Below are 18,370 nucleotides of genomic sequence, written 5' to 3'. Positions count from 1 at the left end.
CTGCGGGGTATATAAGGTGCGGCACGGGGTGATTCAACTGAGTGACTATTTCAAACTGTGTCCTACAGCGGATTCCGGGGCTGCAGGCCATTGCCCACGACCGAAACCGAAAGGGATGACAGCCAGCCGCCACCCGCCACCACTGCGCCAGAGACGTGTGGACTATACGAATCGCAAGTGTAGAAGGCCCTGCGAGGCGGGGAGGGCAGAAGTGTTGCTGAATCAGACAGTGCGCAACGTTCGGGCCGTTGCGCACTGTCGACCGGTTACTGGCGGTAGGACTTGAGGAAGTTGCCGATACGTCCGATGGCCATCTCGAGGTCGTCGACGCGGGGCAGGGTCACCACGCGGAAGTGATCCGGCCACGGCCAGTTGAAGGCCGTGCCTTGCACCACCAGCAGCTTCTCGGAGAGCAGCAGGTCGAGGACGAATTTTTCGTCGTTGTGGATCGGGCAGACTTTCGGGTCGATCCGCGGGAACGCATACAGCGCACCCATCGGCTTGACGCAGCTGACACCCGGAATGTCGTTGAGCAGCTCCCAGGTACGGTTGCGCTGCTCCAGCAGGCGGCCCTGCGGCAGTACCAGGTCATTGATGCTCTGATAACCGCCGAGGGCGGTCTGAATCGCATGCTGACTCGGGACGTTGGCACACAGGCGCATATTGGCCAGCATGTCGATGCCTTCGATGTAGCTCTGGGCATTGTGTTTCGGCCCGGAGATGGCGATCCAGCCGGAGCGGAAACCCGCCACGCGGTAGGATTTCGACAGACCGTTGAAGGTCAGGCACAGCAGGTCCGGCGCCAGCGAAGCGGTGCAGATGTGCACGGCGTCGTCGTAGAGGATCTTGTCGTAGATCTCGTCGGAGAACACCACCAGGTTGTGCGCGCGGGCGATTTCCAGCATGCCCAGCAGCACTTCCTTGGAATACACCGCGCCGGTCGGGTTGTTCGGGTTGATGATCACCATGGCTTTGGTGTTCGGGGTGATTTTGGCCTTGATGTCGGCCAGATCAGGGAACCAGTCGGCACCCTCGTCGCACAGGTAGTGCACGGCGTTACCGCCGGCCAGGCTCACGGCGGCGGTCCACAGCGGGTAGTCCGGTGCCGGCACCAGCACTTCGTCGCCATTGTTGAGCAGCGCCTGCAACGACATCACGATCAGCTCGGACACCCCATTGCCCAGGTAAATGTCTTCGATGCCGACGCCTTCGACATTTTTTTGCTGGTAGTACTGCATCACCGCCTTACGGGCGCTGAACAGGCCTTTTGAGTCGCTGTAGCCTTGGGCGGTCGGCAGGTTGCGGATCACATCCTGAAGAATTTCGTCCGGCGCTTCGAAACCAAACGGCGCCGGGTTGCCGATGTTCAGCTTGAGGATGCGCTGGCCTTCCTCCTCCAGACGTTTGGCGTGCTTGAGCACCGGGCCGCGAATGTCGTAGCAGACGTTGGCGAGCTTGTTCGATTTGCTGAACTGCATGGCGATGTGATCCCGAAAATGAACGATCCAGACGGCGGATGGCCAACCGTACTGGGATTCCTGCGTCTTCGCACAGGCGGAGTCTTGCGCCATGGCGCCGAGAATCCGTTTGAATGCGCCCGGTCTGGCTGCCAGACTGGCGTGTGACGAGGCGCAATCATACGTGCCACCCGATCCGTGGAAAAGGTACAGATCGGGCTTTTTCAGCCGCTGAGGTGTGATGATGGAAAAGTTGGAAAAAACCCTGGAAGAATGGCGGGCGATGCTCGACCCCGAGCAGTACAACGTGTGCCGTCTCAGTGCGACCGAACGGCCGTTTTCCGGCAAATACAACGACACCAAAACCGACGGTGTCTATCACTGCGTCTGCTGCAATGAGCCGCTGTTCGACTCCAAGACCAAATTCGATTCCGGCTGTGGCTGGCCAAGCTTCTACGCGCCGATCGGCGAAAGCGCCATGACCGAGATTCGCGATACCAGCCACGGCATGGTCCGCACCGAGGTCAAATGTGCTCGCTGTGATGCGCATCTGGGCCACGTGTTCCCCGATGGCCCGCCACCGACCGGCCTGCGTTATTGCATCAACTCGGTGTGCCTGAATCTCGAGCCGCGCGAGTAAGCGGACAGGCGACCTGCGGGTCGCCTTTCGGATAATTAAATTGCACACAATTTAATTGCTCGCTATGTTTGGCCTTTCCCGATAACCCGCGGAGCTGACCCATGAGCGATAACCTGCTGAATATCCCTGTCACTACCATCAAGGGTGAGCAAAAGACCCTGGCCGATTTCGCCGGCAAAGCCGTTCTGGTGGTCAACACCGCCAGCAAATGCGGCTTCACCCCGCAATACAAAGGCCTGGAAGAGCTGTGGCAGACCTACAAGGATCAGGGCCTGGTGGTATTGGGATTCCCGTGCAATCAGTTCGGCAAGCAGGAGCCGGGTAACGAGGGGGCGATCAGCGAGTTCTGTGAGTTGAATTACGGCGTGAGTTTCCCGCTGTTCAAGAAGATCGACGTCAACGGGTCTGATGCGCATCCGCTGTTCGTGCAGTTGAAAAAGCGCGCTCCGGGTTTGCTCGGCTCCGAGGGTATCAAGTGGAACTTCACCAAGTTCCTGATCGGCAAGGATGGGCAACTGGTCAAGCGTTTCGCCCCGACCACCAAGCCGCAGGACATCAGCGGCGAGATCGAAGCCCTGCTCAAATGAACAGCCTGCCCGACGATTCGCTGAAGCTCGACAGTCAGTTGTGCTTCAAGTTGTACGCCGCGTCCCGGGCGGTGATTCGCGCTTACAAGCCGATGCTCGATCAACTCGGCCTGACCTACCCGCAGTACCTGGCGATGCTGGTGCTGTGGGAATGGCAGGACAGCGCACCGGAGCAACCGACGGTCAAGGCGTTGGGCGAGCGCCTGGCGCTGGACTCCGGCACCCTGACGCCGTTGCTCAAGCGTCTTGAACAATTGCAGTGGGTGCAGCGCCAGCGTTCGGCGCGCGACGAGCGTGAAGTGCATCTGAGCCTGACCGCGCAAGGCCAAGCGCTGCGCGAGCAGGTCGGGCCGCTCAAGGCGCGGTTGTTGTGCGACAGCGGGGTGGATCTTGATCGGCTCAACGATTTGCGCAATGGCCTCGATCATCTGCTGGGGCAGATCAAAGCGCTGACGTAGCCGGCATCCACTGGTCGAGCAGGGCCGCCAGCTCTTCGCGGCGGAACGGCTTGGCCAGGTAATCGCTCATGCCGGCCGCACGGCAGCGCTCGCGTTCCTCGGACATGGCGTTGGCGGTCAGTGCGACGATCGGCAAATGCGGCCAGCGCCCGCTCTGGCGGATCTGCCGGCTCGCTTCGTAGCCGTCCATCACTGGCATGTTGCAGTCCATCAGCACCAGATCGAACTCATCGTGCTCCAGTTGATCCAGCGCCTCGGCACCGTGGGCGGCGACCACCACGTCGCAACCGAGCTTGCCGAGCATGCCTTTGGCCACCAGTTGATTGACCGGATTGTCCTCCACCAGCAGCACCTTTCCGCGCCGCCGGACCGGCTGGCTCTCGAGGCGCGCATCGTTGCTCGTGGTGACATCGGCCAGCAGAATGCGCCGCAGGATCTGGTACAGCGCGTTGCGTGCCAGCGGTCGGGCTTGTTGCTGCAATGGCGCCAGCGCGGCGGCTTCTTCGCCGGGCATGAAACTGCCATAAGCGGTTACGACGAGGATCGGTGCGCTGATGGTCGGGCGCAGACTGAACAGGCATTCCGGGCAATCGGTGATCAGCAGATCGGGTGCCAGGCCCAGCAACGGGTCATCCATGGTGCGCTGCTCATAGGTCACGCCCCACACCGGCAGCAATGTCTTGAGCAGTTCCGCCAGCCCGCTGCTGGCGGCCGTGATCGCCAGCACCTTGCCGTGCAGTGGCGGCGGCATGACCGCCCGGGTGTGACACAGCAGTGGCAGGTCGGCACAGAACTGACTGCCGAAACCGGCCTCGGAACTGATGGTCAATCGGCCTTGCATGGCCTCGCACAGGTTGTAGGTCAACGCCAGACCGAGACCGGTGCCGCCGTACTGCCGGGTGATGCCGGCACCGGCCTGGGTGAACGGCTGGAAGATTTTCACCTGGGCATCCTGAGCGATGCCGATGCCGGTGTCGCAGACTTCGATGCGCACCCCGTCCTTGTGGGCGGACAGGCGCACATCGACCCGGCCGAAGCGGGTGAACTTCAGGGCATTGGACAGCAGGTTGCTGACGATTTGCCGTACCCGGGTCGGATCCCCCAGCACCAGCGCGGGGAAGTGCGGGTCGATCAGGCAAGTCAGCTCGACGCTCGGCGCGGCGTTCTGCGACAGCAGGTTGGCGGTGTCCTCGATCAGCGAGCCGAGGTCGAACGGGATGTGTTCGAGCTCCAGTTGCCCGGCATCGAACTTGGACAGGTCGAGAATATCGTTGAGCAGCTCGACCAGCACCTTGCCCGAGTCATGGGCAATCGACAGTTGCTGTTGCTGCTCGGCATTCAGCGGCCCATCGAGGGACAAGGCGATCATCCCCAGCAGGCCGTTGAGCGGGGTGCGGATCTCGTGGCTCATGTTGGCGAGGAATGCCGAGCGCGCTTCGGCCATGTCCAGTGCGGTGCTGCGAGCGACTTCCAGTTCTTCGTTGGACTGGCTGAGCCGGGTGTTGATGGCCTTGAGCTCGGCAGTGCGGGCCGAGACGATGTGCTCCAGTTGCCCGAGGTAATCGGTGAGGCGGTTTTCAGCGTTGCGCCGTTGCTGGATTTCCGTGGCGATATTGTCGAACTGCTGGTTGGCGACTTTGACCAGTACGCCGATCTCGTCATTGGCGTGGCCGGCCGGACATTCGAGGGTGGTTGGCTCTGCGCTGCGTGCGTCACGCGCGCTGAGTTCCCGGATCAGGCGCACCAGTGGCTTGGTCAGCATCACGTAGAACAGCGCCAACAGGATCCCGGTGAGAATCAGGCTGCGGGCAAAGCCGTTGAGCAGGGTGACTTCGGCGCGGCGCAGAAACCGGCTGCCGAACGCGTAGGTATCGACCTCCAGGCTCAGCGTGCCCAGTGATTCCTCGGGCAGGTGGTCGAGGTACAGGCGGTCTTCGAACTGGCGCTTGGCACCGAACAGGAAGTCGCTGATCACCCGGTAACCGCTTTGCAGCTCCGGGCGCTTGACGTTGGCCAGGACGTTGCCGTTGTTGTCGGTCAGTTGCGCCGAGATGATCGCCGGCGAACGCAACAGGCCAAGGGTCAGTTCCTGCGCCAGTTCCGCATCGATGTTGTAGGCGATTCGTGACGCCGGATTGTGGCTGATTTCCAGCAAAGACAGGATTTCACGGTTGATGGAGGCGTCTTCGCTGGCATAATCGATGCCGATTTGCAGCAGGCTGAGCAGCGTGCCCAGAACGAACCCGACCAGCACCGTGAATCTGGCTTGCTTGTATGACAGCCGGTGGGTGAATTTGATATCCATGGGGTGTTGAACCACTTCCGTTTCCCTTCGCTGCTCAAGCATAGTCGATCATGTATGGATACCGAGGTTCCCGAAGCGCCTTGTAACAAGGCTTGAACGGGGATTGAGATCTGTCTGTCGTCGCTGGATCGACATCATCACTGTGAACGTGCCCGAGGAGAAGACGTGGATTCCCGATTGAATGCTTTTCTTGAACGCGCCGAGTCGGTTCTGGCGCGGATCGAACCCTTGCTGCCGGCGCCGCGTCCGCTGATCGACTGGGAAACCTGCCTGGCGGCGCGCTGGCAGCGTGACGGGCGCAGCGGCTATTTGCTGCCGCTGGAAGTCAGCCTCGACATGCGCCTGTCCGACCTGATCGGTGTCGACCGTCAGTTAGAACAACTGGGCCGCAACACTCAGCAGTTTCTCGACGGCATGCCGGCCAACCATGCGCTGCTCTGGGGCTCGCGTGGCACCGGTAAATCGTCGCTGGTGCGCGCGCTGCTGGCCGAACACGCCAAGGCCGGCCTGCGTTTGATCGAAATCGAGCGCGACCATCTGGCCGACCTGCCGCGGGTGGTCGAGCAGATCGGCAAACTGCCGCAACGCTTCGTGCTGTTCTGCGATGACCTGTCGTTCGAATCCGGCGAAGGCGATTATCGCGTGCTGAAAAGCGTGCTCGACGGCTCGCTCGAACAGGCCCCGGACAACGTTCTGCTGTACGCCACTTCCAACCGCCGCCATCTGGTGCCGGAAAAGGAAAGCGACAACGAAAACTGGAAACGCGTCGACGGCGAGCTGCATCCGAGTGAGGCGGTGGAAGACAAGATCGCCTTGTCCGACCGTTTCGGCCTGTGGTTGTCGTTTTATCCGTTTACCCAGGAACACTTCCTCAACGTCGTCGAGCACTGGATCGGCCAGTTGGCCGCCAAGGCCGGCTTGAGCTGGCAGCGCGACGAAGAGCTCGACATCCTCGCCGTGCGCTGGGCAACCGGGCGCGGCAATCGCAACGGACGTTGCGCGTACCAATTCGCCCGTTACTGGGTGGGACTGAAATTGCTGGAGCACAAGGCATGATTGATTTGCAACAAAGCGGCCAGGGCCTCGAAGGCTATGGCATGTTGGCCGCACAACTGGAATCGCTGCTGGCGGACGAGCGCGATTTCATCGCTAACGCCGCGCAGTTTTCGGCGTTCCTGTTCAATCAACTCGACGATTTGAACTGGGCCGGTTTCTACCTCAATCGCAACGAAGAACTGGTGCTTGGCCCGTTTCAGGGGCAGATCGCCTGCGTGCGCATTCCCTTCGGTCGCGGTGTGTGTGGCGCGGCAGCGGCCAGTCGACAGACCCAGCGCGTTGAAGACGTGCATGCGTTCCCCGGTCATATCGCTTGCGACAGCGCCTCCAACAGCGAGCTGGTGGTGCCACTGGTCAAGGACGGTCGGTTGATCGGCGTACTTGATCTCGACAGCCCGAAACTCGCACGTTTCGGCACCGCCGATCAGTCCGGAATCGAGCAACTGGCGGCGATTTTCCTGCGTCTGACCGACTGCTGATCAGGCACTCAGGCCAGCCTTGCGCAGCAGGCTGGCCGGATCCACCGCATCGATCTGGCGCGGATCGAGAAACCGCGCGGCGTACTGCATGTACACCCCATCGTTGATGAACAGCGCAAACAGCTCGGGGTCGATGTGCGCCTCGCGGGACATGGTGGCCATGATTCCCAGCGCCTCGTTCAAGGATTTGGCCTTCTTGTACGGTCGATCCGCCGCTGTCAGTGCCTCGAAAATATCGGCAATCGCCATCATCCGTGCCGGCAGGCTCATGTCCTCGCGCTTCAGGCGTTTGGGATAACCGCTGCCGTCCATCTTTTCGTGATGCCCACCGGCGATTTCCGCAACGCTGTCCAGGTGCCCGGGGAAGGGCAGGTGGCTGAGCATCAGGATCGTCTGCACCATGTGGTGATTGATGATGTAGCGCTCTTCGCGGGTCAGCGTGCCCCGGGCAATGCTCAGGTTGTACAGTTCGCCGCGATTGTATTTGTAACGCGGCACATCCAGTTTGAACCCCCACGGATTGTCTTCCGGAATCAGTTCGCTGTCGGCGCGTTCGATCAGGTGTTCGGGCTTGTCCGCCAGCAGTGGCTCGCTGACTGGCAGATTCGCCGCCGGCATTTGCGCCTGACGGCGGTTTTCCTCCCATGACACCCCCAGGCGATCATCGAGGGTGCGCATCCAGCGGCGCTCGGCAATGCGTTCAAGGCGCTGCAGATCGGCGGGTGCCATGGCCTCACCGCCCAGATTGCAACGGGCAACGAAGGCAAAGTCATCGTCCAGTTGCGTCAACGTGGCGTCACGCAGTTCGCTCAGTTGCGCCGCGTTGCCGCCCAGTGCGATCGCCTGCCAGTAACTGATCCAGGCATCGCGCTTGAGCACTTCGAAACGGGTGCGGATTTCGTGGATGCGATCGTTGAGGGTTTCCAGTTTGGTCGCCTTGTCGACGACATACTCCGGCGTCGTGACTTTGCCGCAATCGTGCAGCCAGGCCGCAATGTGCAGGGCTTCCCATTCGTCTTCAGTGGGCTGATAGCTCTGGAACGCCGGCGCCTGGCTGGCGGCCGCAGCCTGCGCGAGCATCAGGGTCAGTTCCGGCACGCGCTGGCAGTGGCCGCCGGTGTAGGGGCTCTTGGCGTCGATGGCGCCGGCCAGTAACTGGATGAACGCATCGAGCAACTGTTTCTGCTTCGCTTGCAGGCGCTGACTTTCGATACTCACCGCCGCCGCACCAGACACGGCTTGCAGGAAGGCGATGCGGTCCGGGCGCAGTTTTTCCAGGTCCTGAGCGCTGCCGCTGTCGTTGATCAGCAGAAGCAACAGGCCGATGGTTTCGTTGTGCCGATTACGCAGGCGGATGCCGATCAGGTGGATGCGCGGCGACTGCATGGCCAACAGGACTTTCTGCAAGTCCCCGGCCTGCTCGAAGCCAAGGCTGCTGACCACGTTGTCAGCGTTGATCAGTTGCTGGAACCACGCCGGCCCTTGATCTGCCAGCAGATCCTGGCCGAGCACGTTGAATTCACTCGGCTCCTGCGAAGCGCCGTCAATAACCAGTCCGTCAGGCTCCATCCGGTTGCCATCGCTTTCGCGCAGATAGATCAACCCCGCCTGCGCCTGGGCGATCTGCACCGTTTCGAACAGCACCCGTTGCAGCAACGGGGCGAAGCGGGTTTCGGCGCAGAGGCTGTCGGTGATGCGGAAGAAACTGGCGAGCGTGTCCTTCATGCGCGCCATCGACAGGCTTAATTGGTCAACCTCCAGCACCGGCGAGCGGCGGGTGACCGGAAAGTTGAAATCGAAACTGCGGATCGCGTCGGCTTCCTTGACCAGCGCGTGCAACGGTTTGACCAGAATCCGCGAGATCAGCCAGCCCAGCGGCAGGCACAGCAGCAAGATCGCCAAGGTGATCAGCGCGCCTTGCCAGCGCATGCGGTAGGCATCGGCAAGCAGTTCGTCCTCGGGCACCAGCAGGGCCATCTGCAAACCTTTCGGCCCGCCTTCCTGCAGGGTGCGGCGGGCGACGATCCAGTGGCGGCCATTGACGTCGAGCCGTTTGCCCGGATGGGCGGTGGACAGCAACGCGTGCAGATTCGGACTAAGGTCGGCCGCTTTGGCCAGGCGTGCGTTGCTGCCGTCGACGATCAGCCGGCTGCTGTCCGGATAGGCCACGGCATTGCCATCGACATCGAACAGCACGATTTCGGTCGAGGGAGTGACCACATGCTTGGTCAAGGTGGCCGAGAGTGCCTCCAAAGTCAGATCGGCACCGATCACACTGGTTGCGCTGCTGCGTCGGGCCAGGGTGGTGCCCACATTGTGCGTGGAGAAAAATACATAGGGTTCGGTGGTGATCTGATCGCCCTGTTGCAGGGCGTTGTTGTACCAGTTGCGGGTACGCGGGTCGTAGCGGTCGTCGGGATTGGTGTCGCGTCCGACAGGCGTCAGCGTCTGGTCGAAGAACAGTGACTGCGACAATACGGTGCCGCTGGCGTCGTGCTCGATGCTCCAGACCTGATAGGCCGCTGTTGGTGGTGCCTTGAGCAGGGTTTTCAGCGCGCTGGTGCGCAAGGGCCGGACCATGAAGAAATCGCCGTTGCCGTACCCCAGATACAGCGAGGCGAGATCGGTGTTGTCCTTGAGCGACTGACTGAACGGCTTGAGCAGCGCCAGACGCTGTTGCAGGCTCGGCGCCTCGGCTGCCTGATTGTCGGCCAGCAGGCTCAGCAGGTGCCGGATCGGTTCGTAGGTTGAATGCAGGTCCAGGCGCACGTCCTGTTCGATGCGATTGAACAGGTTTTCACTGCTCGACAGGATGATCCGGGTGGTCTGGCGATAATTGAACAGCCCCAGCACCACGCCTGTGAGCAACAGCAGAAAGGTGAACATGACGCTGATGTGCACGTGCAACGGGAACCGGCGTTGATCCGGGCGCAGTGGGCTGGGCATTGCTGACTCTCCATTGAAGTAAACACACTGCTCAGCGTCCAAGCATAGTTAAGGCTCGGTCATTGTGCTTTCTTCGAACGGTTCCAGTTGTTGCCGCAACGCCTGCTCCAGTTCGAGCATGGCTGCGTCGGTGGCCTCGACGCAGCGCACGATGGTCGGTGCGGGCGTTGTCTGCATGCAGGCCTGTTCCAGCGCATCGCAACAGGCGATCAGACGCGAGGCCTGGGCGATCCGGGCGGCGCCTTTGATCTTGTGGGCGACCAGCGCCACTGCCTGACGATCATTGCAGGGGGCCAGGGCTAATAATTCCTCGCGATCGAGACGGCTGCTCTTGAGCAATTGCGTGAGCAGACGCCGGACTTGCAGCGGGTTGCCGCCAGTCAACTGACTCAACCCGTCAAGATTGAACGCCGGTTCAAGCGTCGCGGGCTGCAGACCATTGATCCAGTGGCTCAGTGCGCTAAGGCTCAACGGCTTGAACAGACAGTCATTCATGCCGGCCTGTTTGCAGCGCTGTACTTCTTCAGGCTGCGCGTTGGCCGTGAAACCCAGCACGGTACACGGAGGGCGGCCAGTGCGTTGTTCCTGCTGGCGGATCGCCTCGGTCAGTTCGTAGCCGTTCATCAACGGCATGTTGCAGTCAGCGATAACCAGGTCGAATGCACCGGTCTGCCATTTCTCGAATCCACTCCGACCCTCTTCGGCGAGGGTGAATCGGTGCCCGAGGAACTCCAGTTGCTGGCACATCAGCAGGCGATTGGCCGGATGATCGTCGACCACCAGAATGTTCAGTGGTGCAGAGGTTTGCAGCACAGGCTCGGTTTTTGCCGTGGTCACCTGGCACGGTAGCGTTTGCAGCGGCAGTGACAGGCAGACCTGGGTGCCGATCCCCGGCTGGCTGCTCAACTGCAGCTGCCCACCCATCATTTCACACAGGTTGCGACAGATCACCAGGCCCAGGCCTGCGCCGCTGCGAGCTTGCTGCCGGCCACTCTCGGTCTGGGCGAACGGTTCGAACAGGCGTTGTTGATCTTCGATGCTGATGCCGACCCCGGTGTCCTGGATCGTCAACTGAACGAGCGAGCATTGGCCCGGCCCGTTGGGCAGCACATCCAGATTGATCCGCACCTGCCCGGACTCAGTGAATTTGATGGCATTGCTGATCAGGTTCGACAGGATCTGCTTGAAGCGCAACGGATCCAGTTCCACGTCGACCTGCAGCCCGGGCGGATTGATGATCAGCGGCAGGAGAAGGTTTTTCTGGCGGGCGAGGCCGTCGAAGATCCTGACCACCGACGCCACTGTTTCGACCAGATTGACCCGTTCGGGGCTCAGGCTCAGGTGCCCGGATTCGATCCGCGCGATATCGAGAATGTCGCCGATCAGGCCCAGCAGATCCTTGGCCGAGCAGTAGGCGGTTTCGATGGAGGAGCGATCCGGAGCCTGATCGTTCATGCGTTCGAGCGTCAGTTCGAGCATGCCGATAATGGCATTCATGGGGGTGCGGATTTCGTGGCTCATGGTGGCCAGAAAGGTACTTTTGGCGCGGTTGGCGTTGTCCGCCTGTTCCTTGGCCCGGCGCAGTTCATCGAACAATTGGCGACGTTCACTGATGTCGATCCAGCCGCCGATGATCCCCTGCACATCGCCACTGGAGTCGCGGTACGGCAGGATCCAGTGGTAGATCGTCAAACGCCGGCCACCGATGTGCAGCGGTCGATCGAGCAGCAGAGGCGTGCCTTCGGCCACCACCCGCTGGTAATCCGCCTGGTATGCCTGGGCTTCGAAGGCGTTGCTCAGGGTGCCCTGCATGACACTTTTGCCGATCACGTCTTCGCGTTTGGCGTTGAAGGCTTCGAGGTAGCTGTCGTTGCAGCTTTGCAGCAGACCCTGGCGGTCGCGCACGTAGATCGGGTGAGGGGTGCCGTTGACCAGTGAACGCATGAATTCGAACTGATCGTTGAGTGCCCGTTCGGCGGCCTGGCGTTGCTTGATCTGGCGACGCATGTAGGCGTTCCACAACAGCGACAGTAACAGCAGCAGGCAGGCCGCGCCGATCAATTGGTAAAACAGGCGCTTGTAGTGATGCCAGTTGCTTTGAGCCGCATTGGAGAAACCGCGCCAGCGACTGTTGATGACCCCCAGTTCCTCCGGTGTGATGCTCAGCAGCGCCTTGTCGAGGATCGAGCCCAGTTCGGCATTGTCACGGGCGCTGGCCAGCGAGAAGGCCGCCTGACGTGTGCCCAGGGTGGTGGTGATCTGTAATTGATGTTCGAAGATCCGCGATGAAATCAGATAATTGGCAATCACCAGCGAGGCGACGGCGCCATCGGCCTTGCCTTCGGCGAGCAAGGTTGCGGCACCGAAAGTGTCGGAGGTTTCGATCAGGTGGATGTTGGGGAATTCGCGGCGCAGGTAATCAGCCATGGGACTGCCTTGGGCAATCGCCAGGTATCGGTTCTTGAGCTGGGTGGGATGTGTCGGGCTGTCAGCGGATTTGCGCGTCAGCAGGACGAAGGAGTTTTCCAGATAGGGACGGCTGAATTGCAGGGTCTTTTCCCGTTGGGGGCTGGGTAGCAACGCGGCGATCAGATCCGCCCGATGCTGATTGATCTGCTCGATCATTTCACCATCACTGCGGCTGCGGACCAGTTCGAAGCGCAGGCCGGTGCGCAGGCGCAGCAGTTCGAGCAGGTCGGCGGTGATGCCCCGCAGGTTGCCGTCGCTGTCGAAGAATGTCAGCGGCGCGAACGCCTCGTTGACGACGACGCGCAGCACCGGGTGCTGTTTGAGCCACTGTTCTTCGTGGTGGGTCAATTGCAGCTTCTGGTCGGTCAGCAGAATGTCGCTGCCGGCGCTCCAGCGCTTGGCGATGTTGTCCCGTTCGCTGGCCGGTATGGCTTGCAGCACGGTGTTGATGATCGCCAGCAGTTGCGGGTTGTCGGCGTGAACGGCAAAGCTGAAACCATGGGCTTCCTGTTTGCCGAAATTGGCCATGCGAATGTTGTTCAGATAACCCTTGTTGATCATGTAGTGGGTGGAAATGGTGTCACCCAGAAACACGTCAGCCTGATCGAAAGCCACCGCGTTGATTGCGTTTTGATAGGAGGGATAGGACGTCAGGATGGCTTTGGGATACTGCGCCTTGACCTCATCCTGGGGCAGATAGTGATAGACCATGCTCAGCCGCAAACCGGCCAGGCCTTCAGTCAGCGAGCGGGTCTCGCCTTCGCGGGTAACCAGAACCGGCTGATCGATGGCGTAGGGCGTTGAAAGCAGGATATTTACGTTACTGGCCTCGAAACCGTTGGCCGTACCGAGCATGTCGACCTGACCTGCAATCAACGCCTGCAAGGCGGCTTCCCGTGAGGCAAAGCGCTTGACCCGGATTGGCAACCCGACAGCCTGTTCGAGCAGACCGGCGTAGTCGGCGGTAAAACCTTCGTAATCACGACCGCTGGCGGTCATGTCGAACGGCGGATAGTCCGGCGCGGAAGTGCCCAGTACCAGTTCGCGGCGACTCTCCAGCCATTGCCGTTGCGCGGGTTCAAGGGACACGGATGGCGCTTCGTGGCCCGAGCGGCTGCGCAGCACATAATCTTGCGCGGTGACGAAGCTGGCCTGCACCTGAGTCGTCAGGCACAGGCTGACGCAACATAGGGCGAGACAGATCTTTAAACGACTGGGCATTCAGGCTCTCACACTAGCGCGTTGCGTTTGGCCATCTCGATCAGTTCCACCAGAGATCTGGCCTTGAGTTTTTGCATCAGGCGTTTTTTGTAGGTACTGACTGTCTTGTTACTGAGAAACATGCCCTTGGCTATTTCCTTGTTGGTGCGCCCCTGGGCAAATAATTGCAGGACCATCAGCTCGCGGTCGTTGACGGATTTGAATAACTCCAGTTCGGCATAACGCACGTCGTCGAGGCGTACCGGATTCAATGCCTGGCTGGGGAAATAGTTGTAACCGGAAAGTACCGCCTTGATCGCACTGACCAGTTCACTCAAGTCTTCCTCTTTGCAGACATAACCGGATGCACCGGACTGCATGCAGCGAATGCCGAACAGCGTCGGGCATTGCGCCGTCAGTACCAGGGTTTTGAGCGGGGTGCCCATGGCGTTGAACCGGGCGAGAACTTCCAGGCCGTCGAGTTTGGGTATGCTGATATCAAGGATGATCAGGTCGGGCATGCATTCGCGGACCATTTGCATGGCATCGACCCCGTTATCGGTTTCGCCGACGACCTTGTAACCTTCATGCTCGAGCAGCATTCGAACGGCAAGTCGGATGACGGGGTGATCATCGACAATAAAAACGGAGTTCATAATCAAATCCCATACGTGCGCGAATAAAGGGCGCACCTTAGCTCAGATAAATGAGCTGCCGCATGAACTCCCGGGGCTGTTGCGGCAATATAGGATAAGTCCTACGCACTAAAAGGAAACCGACTACGACCAAACTCTGTGTCGCGTAAGGAAGTGTTGTGCTGATTTGTTTATCTGAATGTTTTAAGTTGCTTGTCGAACCTTGAATAAACAAGGTTTTGTTTGCGTAGTTGGCTGTTAAACGGATTTACCTTTCAGTCGATCCGTTTGCCTGAGACCACAGAACCGGTTCAATCGAGGTATCGCTCATCCGGGCAGTTGCCTGACCCGGTTGAGCAATTTTTTCTGTCAGTGGCTGGAACGCCCGGTCATTTCCAGCGCCATGTCACTGGCGTAGCTGTCGGTCATCCCGGCGATGAAGTCGATCATGCGCAGGAATGAGGTGTGCAGCGGGCCATGGGGATCCGGCGCATTGTTGCCCAGCAGATCGAGGATCCGGCGGCTCTTGAACGACGGCGTGCGGCCGCCATGTTGCTCCAGGGCCGCGCCGCAGAACGCGTTGAGGAGGATTTCCAGGGTGGTGTAGGCGCCGATTTCATGCAGCGTCTTGCGCTTGTCCTGGAAGATTTTCTTGCGGGCGATGTCCTTGGCGTTGAGTACGCAGCGTTTGGCCGGGCCGTGCATGTGTTCCACCAGGTCGCCGTGCAGGGTGCCGGCCAGCAGCGCATCCTGTTGCTCGACGAATGCCCGGGCAGCGGCGTTGGTCAGGTGCTCGATGGCCTTGCCGCGCAGGATCGCCAGTTTGCGTCGACGCGAATCCTGCGGGCCGAGCTGGCGATAGGTTTCCGGGAGGTCGTCACCGACCAGACCGAGCAGCAGCGATTCGACTTCCGCGTACTCCAGCAGCTCCATTTCCAAGCCGTCTTCGAGGTCGATCAGCGCGTAGCAGATGTCGTCGGCAGCCTCCATCAGGTACACCAATGGGTGGCGCGCCCAGCGCTGGTCTTCCAGTTGTGGCAGGCCGAGCTTGTGGGCGATCTGCTCCAGCAGCGGCAGTTCGCTCTGATAGCAGCCGAATTTGTGTTTCTTGTAGCCCAGCGAGTCGGCGTGACGTGCGGTCCACGGATATTTCAGATAAGTGCCGAGGGTGGCGTAGGTGAGGCGGGTGCCGCCGTCGAACTGGTGATACTCAAGCTGAGTCAGCACCCGAAAGCCTTGCGCATTGCCTTCGAAATTGAGGAAGTCACCGCGCTCGGCTTCGCTCATGCCGTCGAGCCAGCCGCGCCCGGCTGCCTGCTGGAACCAGTGCCGAATCGCGTCTTCACCGGAGTGGCCGAACGGCGGATTGCCGATGTCATGGGCCAGGCAGGCCGATTGCACGACCATGCCCAGGTCGCTCGGGTCGCACCAGTCGGGCAGGGCGCTGCGCAAGGTTTCACCGACGCGCATGCCCAGCGAGCGCCCGACGCAGCTGACTTCCAGCGAGTGGGTCAGCCGGGTGTGGATGTGGTCGTTACTCGACACCGGATGCACCTGGGTCTTGCGGCCCAGACGGCGGAAGGCACCGGAGAAGATGATGCGGTCGTGGTCTTTGTGGAACGGGCTGCGGCCAAGCTCTTGCGGGCTGTGCAGCGGTTTTCCAAGGCGTTCGCGGTTGAGCAGGGTCTGCCAATCCAAGGCTGGTTCTCTCCGTCGGTGACTGGGATGACTGTTGCCCTAGCTTCCCGGTTCAGCCACACACCTGCAAGCGGAACTACAAGCCCGCGGCATCAATATCGATCAGCAGCAGGCGCTCGCCGTTATCGAAGAACTGCCCGGCGGTCAGGCAATACTGGTTGCTGGTGGCATCGCGGTAGGTGCTGGACAGGGTCAGGCGCCGCTCTTCCCAGCCTTCGGCGAGCAAATGATAGAAGTACGGACGCCATGACCAGTTGTGGCCCAGATAGCGGTTATCGGCGACCCAGCCGTTGTTGCGCCATTCGAGGTTGGGCGTGAGTTGGGTGCCGTGACGGTCGCATTGGTAGAACCGCAGCAACCACGGGAAGGCTTCGAGTTGCGGCAGCGCACTCAGCGGCGCGTGGGCCTGAGCCCAGCTCTGGAGGATCGCCATCAGTTCGCCGAGTTGCTGGCGCATCTGCATCAGGCGCCCGCGTTCGGCCAGTTTCTGCCGCACGTAACGCTGGCGCAGTTCGGCGAAGCGCTGCACGAAGGCGTCGCTCGGATAAAACGCCTCCTGCGCCCGGGCGAACAGGAAACCCTGAACGTAGCGCGAACCGCATTCCAGGGCGAAATTGAGCTGGGCCTCGGTTTCCACGCCTTCGGCGATGATCCAGCAGCCGGTTTTCTCGGCCATTTGCGCCAGAGCCTTGACCACGTCACTGCTCGGCCCGCCCAGTGCGGCAGCCTGAAACAGGCGCATGTCGAGTTTGAGGATGTCCGGCTGCAACGCCAGCACCCGATCGAGCTGCGAATAACCGGCGCCGAAGTCATCGATGGCGATCCGCGCTCCGGCCTCGCGATAGCGCGCCACCACCTCGGCCAGACGCTGACTGTTGCCACCCAGTTCAGTGATCTCGAACACGATGCGTTGCGGATCGACGCCGTGGCGCAGCATCTGCTTGAGGCTGGGCAACGGTTGATCGGCGCGCAGGCGACTGATCCAGCGCGGCGACATGTTCAGGCTGAGAAACCACTCGGCGGGGGCTTCATGCAGTCGGCTAAGGGCATTGTCGCGGATCTGTCGGTCGAGGCGGCGCAGGGCGATGGCGGGTGTGCGCGGGTCGGCGAACAACGGCCCGACCGAGGCCAGTTGGCCGTCAGGCTGGCGCAGGCGACCCAGTGCTTCGACGCCTGCAATACGTCCGGTGGCGGTATCGATGAAAGGTTGAAAGCAGGCGAGCGGTTGCCCGTCGATCACGGGGCCTCCTTAGTCGTTCTTGTTCTGGATGAACCCCGCCGACCGGGTAGGCGCGCGGGATTGAACCTCCGGGTAAAGAGGTTCATCCCGCGGATATTGCAAGAATGCAGCCAGATGCGTCGGCTTAGCGTTTGCCCGAACTCTGCATGACCAGTTTGATCAGTGGCCCGAGGCTGGTGCCCAGCCGTATCAGCCGGGTCAGCCCGCCAACACCGCCGCTTTTTGCGCCTTTGCCGGTGATGAAGCCCAGCAGGGTGACGGCGGCCACGCCCCAAAGCGGCGCGTGCTTGATGCCGAAGCCGCCTTGCAGGTTTTGCGTCATGCCGCGCATGCGCTGCAAGGGCTGCAGCACTTGCCCGGCTTCGTGGCGGATTTCCTGACGATGCATTTCCATGCGCAGGCGGATCAGCGCCTTGCGCATTTCCCGGCGCGAGCTGTTGTGTGGCAGTTCAGGCAGGCTCATGGCAGCAGGCGCTCCCGATCATTGGCCAATTCTTCCAGCGTGCCGTGGAAGGGCGAGGATTCATCGAAAACTGCTGCCTTGAGACGCAGCCCGCAGAAAGCGGCCGCCAGGGTGTAGAACACGCACAGGCCGATGATCGCTGCCAGGCGATAGGTATCCCAGAACACGATCAGCACCAGCGTCGACAGACCCACCAGCAACAGCAAGGCAAACACCAGCGCCAGGCCTGCGAACAGCAACAGGCTAACGGTACGTGCTTTCTGCTCCTGCAATTCGATGCCGAACAATTCGACATGGCTGTGCAGCAAGCCGAGAACAGCGGCGCCCAGACGCCGCGAGGAGGAAGTAGTGCCCGACCCCAGGCCGGATTCGCCGATCGACATGATCAGCGCCGAGTGGCCAGCAGGCCAATCAGAAAGCCCACCCCGGCGGCGATACCCACTGATTGCCAAGGGTTGGCCGACACATAATCTTCGGTGGCGGTGACCGCTGCCTGGCCGCGATCACGCAGGGTGTCTTCGGTCAGCTTCAGGGTTTCTCGGGCGCGCAACAGGCTGTCGTGAATCTGATCACGCAGCTCATCAGCCTGATCGCCCGCCAGGGACGCGGTGTGTTCGAGCAGCCGCTCGGTGTCGGCGACCAGAGTCTGGAAGTCGTTCATCAGGATTTCTTGAGCAGTCTTTGCCTTGATGCTGGCCATGGGTGGATCTCCGTAAGTGACGTCTGAAGCGTTCGAG

The 18,370-nt window shown here is 61.0% G+C and carries 15 protein-coding genes; 5 read left to right on the top strand and 10 right to left on the bottom strand.

Features of this window, described 5'->3' with window-relative positions; genetic code table 11:
• Positions 1–266: 266 nt before the first annotated feature.
• Positions 267–1,478 (bottom strand): pyridoxal phosphate-dependent aminotransferase, encoded by a 1,212-nt coding sequence (locus tag V3W27_RS09740; protein WP_003226761.1) that lies wholly within the window; start codon positions 1,476–1,478, stop codon positions 267–269.
• Positions 1,479–1,701: 223 nt separating this feature from the next.
• On the opposite strand from V3W27_RS09740, the gene msrB reads away from it, so the two are divergent.
• The 3 genes from msrB to V3W27_RS09725 all read left to right on the top strand — a co-directional run bounded on the left by msrB (position 1,702) and on the right by V3W27_RS09725 (position 3,142).
• Positions 1,702–2,097: a peptide-methionine (R)-S-oxide reductase MsrB gene (gene msrB / locus V3W27_RS09735; protein WP_330206483.1), complete on the top strand. Its 396-nt coding sequence runs from the start codon at positions 1,702–1,704 to the stop codon at positions 2,095–2,097.
• Positions 2,098–2,198: 101 nt separating this feature from the next.
• Positions 2,199–2,684 carry a glutathione peroxidase gene (locus V3W27_RS09730; protein ID WP_027613435.1) on the top strand — a complete coding sequence of 162 codons (486 nt, stop codon included), beginning with the start codon at positions 2,199–2,201 and terminating at the stop codon, positions 2,682–2,684.
• Entirely contained in the window at positions 2,681–3,142 is a 462-nt protein-coding gene (locus V3W27_RS09725; RefSeq protein WP_027613434.1) for a MarR family winged helix-turn-helix transcriptional regulator, read from the top strand. The genes V3W27_RS09730 and V3W27_RS09725 overlap by 4 nt, the downstream gene beginning before the upstream one ends.
• On the opposite strand, the gene V3W27_RS09720 is transcribed toward V3W27_RS09725, so the two are convergent.
• Entirely contained in the window at positions 3,126–5,447 is a 2,322-nt protein-coding gene (locus tag V3W27_RS09720) for a hybrid sensor histidine kinase/response regulator (RefSeq protein WP_330206482.1), read from the bottom strand. The genes V3W27_RS09725 and V3W27_RS09720 overlap by 17 nt on opposite strands.
• Before the next feature lie 165 nt (positions 5,448–5,612).
• Between V3W27_RS09720 and V3W27_RS09715 the strand changes: the two genes are divergently transcribed.
• Together V3W27_RS09715 and V3W27_RS09710 are read left to right on the top strand one after the other, a co-directional pair.
• Positions 5,613–6,503, top strand: coding sequence for an ATP-binding protein (locus tag V3W27_RS09715; RefSeq protein ID WP_027613432.1), 891 nt, complete (start codon positions 5,613–5,615; stop codon positions 6,501–6,503).
• Entirely contained in the window at positions 6,500–6,982 is a 483-nt protein-coding gene (locus V3W27_RS09710; RefSeq protein WP_027613431.1) for a GAF domain-containing protein, read from the top strand. The genes V3W27_RS09715 and V3W27_RS09710 overlap by 4 nt, the downstream gene beginning before the upstream one ends.
• Here the strand turns inward: V3W27_RS09710 and V3W27_RS09705 are convergent, their stop codons facing one another.
• The 8 genes from V3W27_RS09705 to V3W27_RS09670 all read right to left on the bottom strand — a co-directional run bounded on the left by V3W27_RS09705 (position 6,983) and on the right by V3W27_RS09670 (position 18,333).
• The gene (locus tag V3W27_RS09705) at positions 6,983–9,928 is read right to left on the bottom strand and encodes an HD domain-containing phosphohydrolase (protein WP_330206481.1); all 2,946 of its coding nucleotides are present in this window, start codon (positions 9,926–9,928) and stop codon (positions 6,983–6,985) included.
• Between the two features lie 48 nt (positions 9,929–9,976).
• Positions 9,977–13,618, bottom strand: coding sequence for a transporter substrate-binding domain-containing protein (locus V3W27_RS09700; protein ID WP_330206480.1), 3,642 nt, complete (start codon positions 13,616–13,618; stop codon positions 9,977–9,979).
• An 8-nt stretch (positions 13,619–13,626) separates the two neighbouring features.
• On the bottom strand, positions 13,627–14,253 hold the full coding sequence (locus V3W27_RS09695; protein ID WP_027613428.1) for a response regulator transcription factor: 627 nt from the start codon (positions 14,251–14,253) through the stop codon (positions 13,627–13,629).
• A gap of 348 nt (positions 14,254–14,601) precedes the next feature.
• Entirely contained in the window at positions 14,602–15,930 is a 1,329-nt protein-coding gene (locus V3W27_RS09690) for a deoxyguanosinetriphosphate triphosphohydrolase (protein ID WP_003226741.1), read from the bottom strand.
• Positions 15,931–16,006: 76 nt separating this feature from the next.
• Positions 16,007–17,170: an EAL domain-containing protein gene (locus V3W27_RS09685; protein ID WP_330206479.1), complete on the bottom strand. Its 1,164-nt coding sequence runs from the start codon at positions 17,168–17,170 to the stop codon at positions 16,007–16,009.
• 124 nt (positions 17,171–17,294) lie between these two features.
• On the bottom strand, positions 17,295–17,633 hold the full coding sequence (locus V3W27_RS09680; protein ID WP_027613426.1) for a hypothetical protein: 339 nt from the start codon (positions 17,631–17,633) through the stop codon (positions 17,295–17,297).
• Positions 17,630–18,016 (bottom strand): phage holin family protein, encoded by a 387-nt coding sequence (locus V3W27_RS09675; RefSeq protein ID WP_103368464.1) that lies wholly within the window; start codon positions 18,014–18,016, stop codon positions 17,630–17,632. The genes V3W27_RS09680 and V3W27_RS09675 overlap by 4 nt, the downstream gene beginning before the upstream one ends.
• 2 nt (positions 18,017–18,018) lie before the next feature.
• Positions 18,019–18,333 carry a DUF883 family protein gene (locus V3W27_RS09670; RefSeq protein WP_003226733.1) on the bottom strand — a complete coding sequence of 105 codons (315 nt, stop codon included), beginning with the start codon at positions 18,331–18,333 and terminating at the stop codon, positions 18,019–18,021.
• Between the last annotated feature and the right edge of the window lie 37 nt (positions 18,334–18,370).

Source organism: Pseudomonas sp. AM14(2022), assembly GCF_036346455.1.
In the GTDB taxonomy this organism is placed as follows: Bacteria; Pseudomonadota; Gammaproteobacteria; order Pseudomonadales; family Pseudomonadaceae; genus Aquipseudomonas; species Aquipseudomonas putida_A.
Note: the sequence above shows the minus strand (reverse complement) of the source record. Positions and strands in the feature narration are given on the sequence as shown.

Coding starts and splice junctions, on each gene's coding strand:
- V3W27_RS09740 (WP_003226761.1), bottom strand. CDS start 1,478: ATGCAGTTCAGCAAATCGAACAAGCTCGCCAACGTCTGCTACGACATT.
- msrB (WP_330206483.1), top strand. CDS start 1,702: ATGGAAAAGTTGGAAAAAACCCTGGAAGAATGGCGGGCGATGCTCGAC.
- V3W27_RS09730 (WP_027613435.1), top strand. CDS start 2,199: ATGAGCGATAACCTGCTGAATATCCCTGTCACTACCATCAAGGGTGAG.
- V3W27_RS09725 (WP_027613434.1), top strand. CDS start 2,681: ATGAACAGCCTGCCCGACGATTCGCTGAAGCTCGACAGTCAGTTGTGC.
- V3W27_RS09720 (WP_330206482.1), bottom strand. CDS start 5,447: ATGGATATCAAATTCACCCACCGGCTGTCATACAAGCAAGCCAGATTC.
- V3W27_RS09710 (WP_027613431.1), top strand. CDS start 6,500: ATGATTGATTTGCAACAAAGCGGCCAGGGCCTCGAAGGCTATGGCATG.
- V3W27_RS09705 (WP_330206481.1), bottom strand. CDS start 9,928: ATGCCCAGCCCACTGCGCCCGGATCAACGCCGGTTCCCGTTGCACGTG.
- V3W27_RS09700 (WP_330206480.1), bottom strand. CDS start 13,618: ATGCCCAGTCGTTTAAAGATCTGTCTCGCCCTATGTTGCGTCAGCCTG.
- V3W27_RS09695 (WP_027613428.1), bottom strand. CDS start 14,253: ATGAACTCCGTTTTTATTGTCGATGATCACCCCGTCATCCGACTTGCC.
- V3W27_RS09680 (WP_027613426.1), bottom strand. CDS start 17,633: ATGAGCCTGCCTGAACTGCCACACAACAGCTCGCGCCGGGAAATGCGC.
- V3W27_RS09675 (WP_103368464.1), bottom strand. CDS start 18,016: ATGTCGATCGGCGAATCCGGCCTGGGGTCGGGCACTACTTCCTCCTCG.
- V3W27_RS09670 (WP_003226733.1), bottom strand. CDS start 18,333: ATGGCCAGCATCAAGGCAAAGACTGCTCAAGAAATCCTGATGAACGAC.